This is a genomic window from Methanomassiliicoccales archaeon (genome assembly GCA_038740345.1).
In the GTDB taxonomy this organism is placed as follows: Archaea; Thermoplasmatota; Thermoplasmata; order Methanomassiliicoccales; family UBA472; genus JAJRAN01.
Map to the genome: position 1 here is coordinate 1 of JAVYMA010000033.1, position 10,585 is coordinate 10,585.

The following is a 10,585-nucleotide window of genomic DNA, read 5'->3' on the forward strand; positions in this document are numbered from 1 at the left end:
GCATTGATTTACTCAAGAAGATCAAGCCATTAGGTCTTAAAGTTCCGATAATCTTCGTATCCGCTTATGATGACCCTGATCTTAGCTTTGAAGCCATGCGCGTAGGCGCCTGTGATTATGTTGTAAAGACTTTCCAATACTATGAGATCTTGAAGGATCGCATTCGAGAAAATTTGGCAAACTGCCCCACAAAATGAAACTTGAGGATAGGAATCCATGAATCTAGTCGTAGGGATTTTAGGAAGCCCACGACGTGGAGGCAACTGTGATGTTCTGCTAGATGAGTGTCTAGATGGTGCTTTTCAGTCCGGTGCCAAAACGCAAAAAATTTCTCTTTGCGATTTGCACATAACGCCGTGCCAAGGTTGCAATTCCTGTCTTGAGACAGGAGAGTGTGTTCTGCGCGACGACATGACATTGATTTACAAAATATTGCAAGAAGCTAACGCAATTTTAATTGCTTCGCCCATATATTTCTCTGGGCCTAGCTGCATCGTCAAATGTATGATGGATAGGTGCCAATGTCTCTGGGCTCGCGAGCGGCTGCTGAATAGGAAAGTAGAAGGTGTTCGATATGGGGGCCTCATACTAGTTGGAGGGGATCATAAAGCGGTTTTCCGCAACGCACAGTCGGAGATAAGAGCATTCTTCTCCGGAATAGGAATCACCTTTCAGGGTGAACTGTTAGTGGCTGGCGTGGAGAAGAAAGGAGAGGTGAGGTCGAGACCTGATTATTTGTTGAGTGCTAGGCGCTTAGGTCAGAACATGACTTTTAACCTATCTAGGATTGGTTGATTCATGGTATGCAAATCGTGGCTGCGTCAAGCTCCCTAATTCTCCGCCTCATGAAGATGAAGGCTGAACTCGAGAGCGAGAAGGCTAGCAAGAGCCCCATCAAAGCGAATAGAGTAGGATCTAAGGATACAAACTCTCCCAAGGACGCAAAAAAATTGAATAAAGCGTGCAGAAGGATAGCTACACCAAGGAAAGGCAGCCAACTTACCTTCTGACCTCTATATCTCAAAAAGATTGTCAATGCAATCCCATAACCCGCGATGGCAGTGGCGGAGGCATGCAAAACGGTAGAGGTTATGGAGCGTAAAATGGCAGTGGCGATAAACACATCGACCCCTTCCAATAAAGCGGTGGTTAAATAAAGCAGGTTTTCTGTGGCCGAAAATCCTAATCCCGCCGCCGCGCCATAAATCAAACCGTCTTCTATTTCCAATAACCTAAGCTTGGGCACTCCTGTTGCCTTCACAACCTCCTCGACAAGGGGAGCAATCATTACAGCCACTATTAGAGTCTCCAACGTCGGATCAAAAGGCTCAAAGTTCCAAAAGCCAGTGGCAAGTGGACTGAATTCATTATATAAAATGAAGATAGCAATCCCTTCCAGAATTACTGCCAGAATGACTGCCACCGTGGCACCATAAAAGAAGGTCCATATTAATGCAGACCACGGCTCCCTTCGACAAGTTTCGGTGTTGCGGACAACAATCATATAGATAATGGGCGGGAGGAAAGCGGCGGCAAGTAATGAGATTATTAGAATTGGAACATTCGGCATTAGGGATTGCTACGCCATTGCCAATGATATCAAACTTTCTGCCATCACAATATTCTACGTATGGTTAATTTGCAGCAATCATCTTTATTAGCTAGACTTTGTGTGAGTTGTACTCTGGCCGCACCCCAAGACCTATTCGCGAAACGAAGGGCTATAGCTTTGGTTAAGGAACAGGCGATGGGATTGCGCTTGAATTGATTATTCCAAGGGCATTTTCTACCCTGGATGATAACTTCGTCCCCTTCCAATTGATACGAAAAATCTCCTCCCAGATCATTTAGAACTCTGGCAACACCTTCTCCCATTATTTGGAGGTCCACACTCTCCTTACCTGCGAAATATTCATCATAAAGACTCTCCTCTAAGCGCTGCGAAATTTTGCTGACTATGTATTTCCGTTCTTCTTCAGGAAAAGGCAGCTTCATCAAGAGCGGCACCATATCGATTAAAACTTCTCTAACTTTTACCTTTGCTCCAGAAATCTGACCTCTGACCTGCTCCTCTTCTATTCGGCGCAGAAGCGACATGTCTCGAGAAATCGAGGATATCCCTATGACCTTTCCTGTAGAATCTCGTACAGGAGAATAGGTGGCGAGAACAGGAATCAGAGTACCGTCTTTCCTGCGCCTAATGGTTTCGTGATAATCAACGACCTCTCCATTGCCTACCTTGGTCATAATTTCCCGCATTTCCTCCAATCGGTTTTCTGGTACTATGATAAGGTATCGTCCGATGGCTTCGGACTCGCTATAACCATAGGTGCGCCTGGCAGCATCGTTCCAGGTGCGGATTTTACCATCCAGGGAATATGTAATTATGGCTTCGGCCGAATTGCGCACAAATCCTTCTAGATAAGAACGAGTCTCTTCTGCTTGCGAGAAAAGTAAGGAATTGTATATGTAAGAACCTGTCTGGATACCTAAAATGGATAGAAGGCGTCTGTCCTCCTCATCAAATCGCTTCCCTGTTTTCGCAGTCAATATCATTACTCCCAACGGCTGCTCTAGGTAAAGTAGAGGAATGGAGGCCCAAGAGCTCCCTGCATAACCATTGTTTCCCTGAGTAACACTCACCTTCCCACTCATAGCGTCTCTGATGATAGGATGCTCGGGGGAAAGAGAACCGAATTCATTGACGAATCGCTTAGTGACACCAGAATATTGTCTCAACTTCCATTCTGTTCCATTTCGCAGATAGATAGCGCCAGAATCTGCTCGGAAAAAATTCATACTCAAATAAAGAATGTGCTTCAGAATTGAATCAAGCTCTAACGTTTTCATGATTTGCGAATTGATATTATTTAAGAATTTGAGCTGTTCAAGCATTTTGCGATTCTCAAGGGTGAGGCGTTGATGCTCCAGAGCTCCTTCAATAGTTTCTAGTAATTGTCCTAGTTTGAAAGGTTTCTGAATATAATCAAAAGACCTTTTCCTTAAGGCTTGGATCGCGGTATCTAATGAGGCATGACCAGTTATGAGAATCACCTCAGAATCGGGTGATGAACGCTCTATTTTTTCCAATAATTGGGTTCCAGTCATATCTGGAAGGATTATGTCGAGGATGACGACATTGAAGAATTCATTGCTTAGGAGCCTTAGCGCCTCTGCCCCCGTACCTGCAGTAGAAATTTGATAGCCCTTCTCTTTTAGTAGCGAGGTGATTACATTACGTATCCCAAGCTCATCATCCACCACTAATATTTTCGCCGTCATTTGCCTCCTTTTTTCGTTGCTTTATCAATTACTTTGTTAGGTTGGTTCGTTAATTAAATAATTTGACTTAACATTCTCATAATATTCAAGTTAAATTAAGAATACGACTTACCATTCTCATTTTAATAATTTTAATCGATTGCAGTGTATTTATTTATATTCCTTATGGTGGTAAAATCACCAGTGGGGGCCTCTGATATGGTCTCAGGATCATCCCTAACGATTAAATCTTTTATTATAGGCGTGAAAGGCTCCAAAAATGCTCCAGCAAGCTCATGGCGCTTCAAGCATTCGAGATCACTCTCTAGAACCCCGCCCCCATAGTAGATCTGAGGCACGAATCCCTTCGCTCTTTCTATCAATTCTTCGGAAATACCTTTATTAGTTCCCAAAGCAGACAAGTCCATAAGCGCCACCTCTTCGAATCCTAACCTTTTTAATTCGTCAAGCGCATCCTCTAACCTCTTTGGGCCAGCTCCATTTTTGCCCCAAATCACATCATTATTTATTTGCACCAGAGGAACGCATCGATCAGAAATCGAATAAACCTCTTCAAAAAGGTGGATGGATGAGGCAACAGAGGTCGCTACTAATGCTTTATACGCCTCTAAGGAAAAGGCATCGAAGACATCGTGGATGTCTCTAATGCCTAAGTCCAGCCATATTTCGTATTTGCTTTTGACTAAATCGCGTAATACTTTGAAATTCGGTCTTCCTTGTGATATGCCCGCGAGATCCATCAGCATTATTTGCTGGCTTTGGTAGCGGCTTCCTGAGACAACGCGCCAATATCGCTCGAAGCTCTCTGCGTAATTTGTTCGCTCATAACCGTTTTTTCCCCAGCGCACAGATACCACTTCAACAACCTTTATCAAGGGAATGTCGAAGCCTGTTTGACCAAGTAACTGCCTAGTATCAACTGGGACGATAGGAATATGCAAAAACCTTCGCTCCTCCTCAAAGCTCGCCCTTCTGCTTCGTTCCTGCCTGAATAGCACCCATTCCTCCGCGCTTCGAAAATATAGGGGAACGGCTACTTTTCGGCACTCCAAACATCTGTAACTTCCATCCCAATTGTCAACAGTCACCAAAGGCCCAGAAATGAGCTGAGTGGGTTCTAATGTTCGCCCTCCGCAATATGGACAGGCGTAGAGTCCTTGTCGTGGCATGTCATCTTCTCTCATTTATTGGTTACAAACCTTCGACATTCAGGTAAAACTGCCATGGCTTGCGGCGTTAACGCAAGCTCTTGAGCGGGATTGGCTCCTCCAATGATATAAGTTCGAATATCCTCAAATCCAAGCATGTTGATAAACAGGTTAAAATATCGCACTGAGATATAATTATAGAGGGTGGCTCCATTGGGCATTTGACAAGTGAAGATTACTAAAGCTCTTTTGCCAGCGCGTAAAGTGGACATTAGCCCATTCTTTTTTTCATTAGGTACTAAAAAACAGTAAAGTCTGTCTATAAAGCATTTCATTAGGCCGGTCTCATCACCCATGTAAATAGGAGAGCCTAGGACAAGAACGTCAGCATCTTCAATTAGAGGGTATATTCTTGTCATATCATCTTGCTGAGAGCATCCCCTGTCTTTCTTGCATTTCATACATGCCTTGCAATCGTTTATTGCCATATTCGCGAGATCGAAATAATAGACATCGTTCCCCAGTGCTTCAGCATCCTTCAAGCTCTCGCGTATCATATTTGATGTATTACCTTTGATGCGAGGGCTTCCATTAATGGCCACTATCTTCAAACTGTGCACCTTCTCGCGGGTATTGTTATTCCACCTGAATAATATGTCGAGTATAGTTTGATTTTTATCCATGTAGAATATGCTTCCTTCACCATCGTCGAAGCATCGGCAGTTCATAATAAATACCCGATCGATGGAATGGCCTAACGCCATGGCTTATAAAGTAGCCTATAGAAAATGACACAGGATTGGGGAGGGACTGAACTGATTAATAATGCTATTAACAACAGGATAGGAGTATTCATTTGTTCGTGCAATGGGGCGATAGAAACAACCTTGGACCTAAAAAGTTTGGAGGAAGAAACCCGCGCTATGACAGGTGTTGCCATAGTTGTCAGAAGAAATTTCTTATGCCACGTGGAAGCCCTTCAAGATATCCAACAGACCATCGAGAAAGAAAGATTGGATCGTATAGTGATAGCAGCCTGCTCTCCTCTCCTATATTTGAAAGATTTCGAGAATGCGGCGGCAAAAGCAGGTCTATCGCCTTACATGGTCGAGATGTCCAATATTCGAGAGCAATGTGCTTGGATGCACTCATCTTCGATTAAAGACGTCACTAGGAAAGCCAGAGATCAAATATTAATGGCTATATCTAAGCTTGGCGCTGCAAAGAATATCAGCGAAGGGACCAAGGTCAAGGTCCTTGAAGATAGATGCTCAGGTTGTGGCGTATGTCAGGCGACATGTCGCGTAAGTGCGATAAAGATGCTGGAAGCCTCTAATAGGCCTGGTCATCGAATCGCCTCTGTAAACACATCAATATGTGAAGGTTGCGGAGCATGCGTTGCTGCCTGCCCTAGTGCGGCAATGGATCAAAATAGGTTCTCTAATGCAGAAATGACTGCGATGATTGATGTTATAACACCTCCTGTTAGTGAGGAAGTAGAGAATTTTCCTAACATTTTGGTTTTTGCGTGTCATTGGTGCTCTTATAAAGCGGCAGATCTAGCTGGGATTAAGAGACTTCAATTAAAACCTTATTTTAAAGTCATACGTACCATGTGTTCGGCAAGAGTGGATCCTGAATGGGTTATGAGGGCTTTGTCCAGGGGGGCTGATGGCGTGCTTATTTTAGCTGGAAAGCCTGGGCGATGCCATTATGAAGTTGGGAGCGTTAGGACTAACAGGCGCATGGCTTTGCTGACCAGCGTGATTAAGCAGCTTGGGTTTGACGAAGGGAGATTCCAGACTCTTTATGTGGATTCTGATGAGCCAGAGCTCTTCCAAAAAAATGTGGAAGAATTCATATCAAAGATAATGGAGATAGGACCGAATCCAATGAGAAACCCTGAGCCAAAAGCGCCAGTCACGGTGCCATTACAGTTCGGAACGATCTCAGAGGATCAGATGAGAGCTAGAGGCCTTCTCTGAAGTCTTAAGAAATTTAACAGACTTAACTCTTCCTCTAGTCAGCGAAGCTTCTGCTCGAGGCATATGAATTTCATCGAAAATGAAGTATCTTTCTAAAATGTTTTAATAGTGATAGAGGCCAAAAAATATATAAAAAAAGAGGAGGCGTTAGGCTTGCCCCATCAAAGATTCTACCTTCGGCGCAATAGGGTAGTAATTAAGCCTTCATTAATTAAGGGGCTAGATAGGTTTGAAGCTAGGCTTTTTCCTATGATTTTAGTAATTGATTTTAATAAAACAAAAGGAGGTGAAAATAGATGTACTTCATGAGACTGTTCGAATGCGCGGATTGCGGCCATTATTGGGAAATCCCCTTCGGAAAGCCTCAGCCGCGAAATTGCCCTAAATGCGGCAGTAAGGACGTATTGCAGGGATTATTTGACGGTCACATGGACAGCGAAATGCTGGATCCTCATCTATTCTCATGAGAATCAAGGCATAATAATGATGTTCATTAAATGTAGCTGTAGCTATAAAATTTAAAAAATATGAATAAAGATAAGAGGTTTTCACTCAACCCTTTACATTTGATTCCTTCTCATCACGTGAATTGCTCTTGCTTGTCAAAAGTGACACTCCTATCGTGACGGCAAAGCCCACTGGAATCGATATTATACCGGGGTTGTAAAGGCTGAAGAGGGCTTCCTCTGTGCCCATAAATGTTGGACTTACAAATATGAGCCCTATGGACAGAACAAGACCTACCAAAATGCCAGCTATCACGCCTTGGGAAGTAGTTCTCTTCCAGAACAGCATGCAGATAAGCGCGGGTATGTTGGCTGAGGCAGCTATGGCGAACGCAAGACCAACAAGGAAGGCCACATTTTGCCCTTTCATTACTATGCCTAGAATTATGGCCAGGAATCCTACGGCTATAGCTGTGATCTTTGAGACTCTAAGTGTCTTCCTGTCATCTCCCCTTTTGCCCATGAATTCAGTGTATATATCGTGGGCAATAGCCCCCGAAGCTGCCATTATAAGACCTGATACTGTCCCGAGAATGGTAGCGAAAGCGATGGATGAGATTACGGCAAAGAAAACCTCTCCACCTATGTGTTCGGCAAGAAGCGGCGCTGAGAGGTTCTGATTGGTAGGATCTAATGTCTGGAAGTAGTTAGCACCCAGCCCAAGGAATAATACCAGGGCATAAAAAGTCCCTATGGCAATGATGGCCACCACAGTGGACTTCCTAGCGTCTGAAGGTTTTGGCACAGTGTAATACCTTATTAAAATGTGAGGCAGAGCAGCCGTTCCAAGGATTAGACCCAAAGCAAGAGAGGCGAAGTCCCACGGGTCTTTATATTTTATACCTGGTGACATGAAAGCTTCTCCTGCGTATATTTTCTGACCTCCGTCTGCGGTCGGGACAGTGATCGAGGGATTATTGACGAAATGGCCAATGAATTCTATCGGTCCCATTCCTGCCACATAGAGCACTCCTATGGTGAGGCCAAGAGCCGCGAACAGCAGTAGGAAGCCTTTTATAAACTGCACCCAGGTAGTTGAAACCATTCCTGCTGCCGCCACGATCAGGACCACTACAAGCCCCACGATCAAGACTCCTAATTCATATTCAAGTCCTAGAAGTGGTTGTATTATGCTACCGGCACCCACCATTTGTGGTATCAGATAGAAAACGCTAACTACTATGGCAGAAATGGATGCCATAAGGCGAACTCTTCTGTCTTTGAATTTTGCTGCGAGAGCATCTCCGAAGGTGTACTTGCCAATCTTGCGTAAAGGCTCAGCAATGAGGAATAACGCAATGATCCATCCAGCAAGGAAACCGATAGCATACATGAAACCATCGTATCCTGAGAAGGCTATCAGACCTGCTATGCCAAGGAAGGAGGCCGCACTTAGATAATCTCCAGCGAAAGCTATGCCATTAACGAACCATTTAACTCCGCCTCCAGCGACATAGTAATGCCCTGCTGTCCTCACTCTCCTAGCGGCATATATCGATATGACCAAAGTAATCGCAGTAATAAGCACAAAGAGGCCAAATGCTACGGGCTTAAATTCGTAGGCCAATCACTCACCCCCCTCTCCGTTTTCTGACCGGCCAGCATACCAATTGAAAGCCACTGCCATTATTATGGCCATGAATATCACGACCATTCCGAAGATTACCCCAAGGTTCATACCAAACATCTGCAGGCTGAAAAACGACAAACCTTGTGGGCTATCAGGGTTCTTCACGAATGTTCCCAATACTGTGAATATGATGTAGGTAATGGAATAGACTACAAGCAGACCTATCCCTACCTTGAATTTCTTCAGGGAAGTGATATCGCTTATATCGAATTTCACAGCAGGACGCTTCATAGCGGCAGCAATTTCCTGAGCTAATTGAACCGCTTTCTTCATCTCATCCTCTGTGAGCTTAACCACCACAACATCGCACGGCGCCTCCTTGATAACACCGCGTGATACGCTTCCTAGATATAGCCCAGGTAATCCTTTGATGGTAGACGAACCCATCACGATTATATCGACCTGCTTTTCTGTGGCAGTTCGAATAATCTCACCTACAACGGCCCCTTCGCGAATTATGACCTCAGTCGGAATTCCAGCCTTAGCGGCCACATCCTTGGCATATGCTACACCATCGATGCCGGCGGTTCTCATCAAGACCGATTCTTCAGCAATTCGTTCCATTCCGGCTGGAGTAATAGGTTCATTTACATGCAAAATGATGAGTTTGGCCTTTCGGTCCTTTGCCATTTCTATAGCTCTTACAGTAGCCGCGATGGCTGGATATGAGCCATCCGTTGGCAATAGAATCTTGTATCCATTTGTTGCCAAACCTTTCACCTCACAGGTAGATCATTCTTGCCCTGCAAATCGCACTCAATTGTTTCAAGGCATACACTGGGAATGTATATACCCGGTTCAGCCTTCGTTCTTCTCAACCCGCACTTTTTTATCGAGGGAAAAAAGCGGGTCTTCTTAGCCCACAACGATCGCCCCTTTTTTAAGGGCGTTATGGCGTTATCCCTCCGCATGGGCCAACCATACAATCCATTCTCTTTATAATGTTTTGTTAAACAATATACGATATTTGTCGAATAATAGTTAATCATTTTCGAATTTCGAAAGATGACTGAATTTTTAATAATGATATACTATTCGGTAATAACTTTTAGTTAATAATTAACAATAAATTCTTACAAATATACAAATAAATTTTAATTACATTTTAATTCGACCTTAGATCTTGATTTCATTTAAATATTATTCCAATTTTCTTAAAAATTTTCTTTTATATCGCTCCACGGCCTCTCTGACCGTCCCCTCCTCATCCATGATTATTCGGATATTGTGCTTCGCTAAAACCTCTTGACCATGGGGTCCAACCCATCCGGTCAGGACGGCCGAAACACCTAATTTGGCTGCTTGTTCGGCGGCGTAGATGCCTGCCCCTATCTCAGCATCATGACCTACATTCTTCACCGCTTCGAACTCCATAGTTTCTGGGTCTATTACAATAAAATATTCTGCATGACCAAACTCTTCATCGATTAGAAAATCCAGCCCAGGACCTGTAGAACTAATCAAGATTTTCATTAATTATCCTTTCTCCTTTGTTGTCATGTCTATTATCTTATCGACTATAGTATTGAAAGCCTTAGCCGCTGGAGATTCGCTGTCACTTAAGACTACGGGAACCCCCTCATCACCGGAAACAACCACTTTAGGATCTATAGGCACGCTTCCCAGGAATTTGACACCTAATTCTGTTGCTGCCCGTTCTCCTCCACCCCTTTTGAATAGGTCTATTTCTTTGCCACAATGAGGGCATCGCAAACCGCTCATGTTCTCGATGATTCCCAATATTGGCATTTTTAATTGCCGAGAAAATCCTATAGATTTGCGTGCGTTCAATAATGCAACGTCCTGAGGCGTGGTAACGACAAGCATCCCATCCGCATTAGGCATGAGTTGCGCGATAGTTAAGGGCTCATCGCCAGTACCTGGAGGAAGGTCCACGATTAGATAATCTAGATCACCCCATCGCACATCAGCAACGAACTGCCTCAAGGCTCCCATTTTCATAGGTCCTCTCCAGATGATAGGATTGTCACTATCCCTGACTAAGAAAGCCATCGACATGACTTTAAGGCTGGG

General features: G+C 44.1%; 13 protein-coding genes. 5 read left to right on the forward strand and 8 right to left on the reverse strand.

Going from position 1 to position 10,585, the window contains the following annotated elements; genetic code table 11:
• Together QW520_08445 and QW520_08450 are read left to right on the forward strand one after the other, a co-directional pair.
• The coding region (locus tag QW520_08445; GenBank protein ID MEM0449831.1) for a response regulator at positions 1-197 on the forward strand (197 nt) is incomplete at its 5' end.
• A 19-nt stretch (positions 198-216) separates the two neighbouring features.
• Positions 217-795, forward strand: a complete 579-nt coding sequence (locus QW520_08450) for a flavodoxin family protein (GenBank protein ID MEM0449832.1) — start codon at positions 217-219, stop codon at positions 793-795.
• 1 nt (position 796) lies between these two features.
• Here QW520_08450 and QW520_08455 read toward each other — a convergent pair whose 3' ends face one another.
• From QW520_08455 to QW520_08470, 4 genes are all read right to left on the reverse strand, one after another.
• Positions 797-1,570 carry a PrsW family intramembrane metalloprotease gene (locus QW520_08455; protein ID MEM0449833.1) on the reverse strand — a complete coding sequence of 258 codons (774 nt, stop codon included), beginning with the start codon at positions 1,568-1,570 and terminating at the stop codon, positions 797-799.
• 44 nt (positions 1,571-1,614) lie between these two features.
• Positions 1,615-3,282 (reverse strand): response regulator, encoded by a 1,668-nt coding sequence (locus QW520_08460; protein MEM0449834.1) that lies wholly within the window; start codon positions 3,280-3,282, stop codon positions 1,615-1,617.
• A gap of 131 nt (positions 3,283-3,413) precedes the next feature.
• On the reverse strand, positions 3,414-4,466 hold the full coding sequence (locus QW520_08465) for a HisA/HisF-related TIM barrel protein (GenBank protein ID MEM0449835.1): 1,053 nt from the start codon (positions 4,464-4,466) through the stop codon (positions 3,414-3,416).
• Positions 4,463-5,158, reverse strand: a complete 696-nt coding sequence (locus QW520_08470; protein ID MEM0449836.1) for an NAD(P)H-dependent oxidoreductase — start codon at positions 5,156-5,158, stop codon at positions 4,463-4,465. The genes QW520_08465 and QW520_08470 overlap by 4 nt, the downstream gene beginning before the upstream one ends.
• Positions 5,159-5,218: 60 nt before the next feature.
• On the opposite strand from QW520_08470, the gene QW520_08475 reads away from it, so the two are divergent.
• The 3 genes from QW520_08475 to QW520_08485 all read left to right on the forward strand — a co-directional run bounded on the left by QW520_08475 (position 5,219) and on the right by QW520_08485 (position 6,882).
• Entirely contained in the window at positions 5,219-6,415 is a 1,197-nt protein-coding gene (locus tag QW520_08475; GenBank protein MEM0449837.1) for a hydrogenase iron-sulfur subunit, read from the forward strand.
• A gap of 108 nt (positions 6,416-6,523) precedes the next feature.
• Positions 6,524-6,724, forward strand: a complete 201-nt coding sequence (locus QW520_08480; GenBank protein ID MEM0449838.1) for a hypothetical protein — start codon at positions 6,524-6,526, stop codon at positions 6,722-6,724.
• Positions 6,712-6,882, forward strand: coding sequence for a hypothetical protein (locus QW520_08485; GenBank protein ID MEM0449839.1), 171 nt, complete (start codon positions 6,712-6,714; stop codon positions 6,880-6,882). The genes QW520_08480 and QW520_08485 overlap by 13 nt, the downstream gene beginning before the upstream one ends.
• A gap of 85 nt (positions 6,883-6,967) precedes the next feature.
• On the opposite strand, the gene QW520_08490 is transcribed toward QW520_08485, so the two are convergent.
• The 4 genes from QW520_08490 to QW520_08505 all read right to left on the reverse strand — a co-directional run.
• Positions 6,968-8,488, reverse strand: coding sequence for a cation acetate symporter (locus QW520_08490; GenBank protein MEM0449840.1), 1,521 nt, complete (start codon positions 8,486-8,488; stop codon positions 6,968-6,970).
• Positions 8,489-9,262 carry a universal stress protein gene (locus QW520_08495; protein ID MEM0449841.1) on the reverse strand — a complete coding sequence of 258 codons (774 nt, stop codon included), beginning with the start codon at positions 9,260-9,262 and terminating at the stop codon, positions 8,489-8,491.
• Between the two features lie 429 nt (positions 9,263-9,691).
• Positions 9,692-10,024 (reverse strand): NifB/NifX family molybdenum-iron cluster-binding protein, encoded by a 333-nt coding sequence (locus tag QW520_08500; protein MEM0449842.1) that lies wholly within the window; start codon positions 10,022-10,024, stop codon positions 9,692-9,694.
• Positions 10,025-10,027: 3 nt separating this feature from the next.
• Positions 10,028-10,585: Mrp/NBP35 family ATP-binding protein (locus QW520_08505; GenBank protein ID MEM0449843.1), on the reverse strand; the 558-nt coding region annotated here is incomplete at its 5' end.

Coding starts and splice junctions, on each gene's coding strand:
- QW520_08450 (MEM0449832.1), top strand. CDS start 217: ATGAATCTAGTCGTAGGGATTTTAGGAAGCCCACGACGTGGAGGCAAC.
- QW520_08455 (MEM0449833.1), bottom strand. CDS start 1,570: ATGCCGAATGTTCCAATTCTAATAATCTCATTACTTGCCGCCGCTTTC.
- QW520_08460 (MEM0449834.1), bottom strand. CDS start 3,282: ATGACGGCGAAAATATTAGTGGTGGATGATGAGCTTGGGATACGTAAT.
- QW520_08465 (MEM0449835.1), bottom strand. CDS start 4,466: ATGAGAGAAGATGACATGCCACGACAAGGACTCTACGCCTGTCCATAT.
- QW520_08470 (MEM0449836.1), bottom strand. CDS start 5,158: ATGAACTGCCGATGCTTCGACGATGGTGAAGGAAGCATATTCTACATG.
- QW520_08475 (MEM0449837.1), top strand. CDS start 5,219: ATGACACAGGATTGGGGAGGGACTGAACTGATTAATAATGCTATTAAC.
- QW520_08485 (MEM0449839.1), top strand. CDS start 6,712: ATGTACTTCATGAGACTGTTCGAATGCGCGGATTGCGGCCATTATTGG.
- QW520_08500 (MEM0449842.1), bottom strand. CDS start 10,024: ATGAAAATCTTGATTAGTTCTACAGGTCCTGGGCTGGATTTTCTAATC.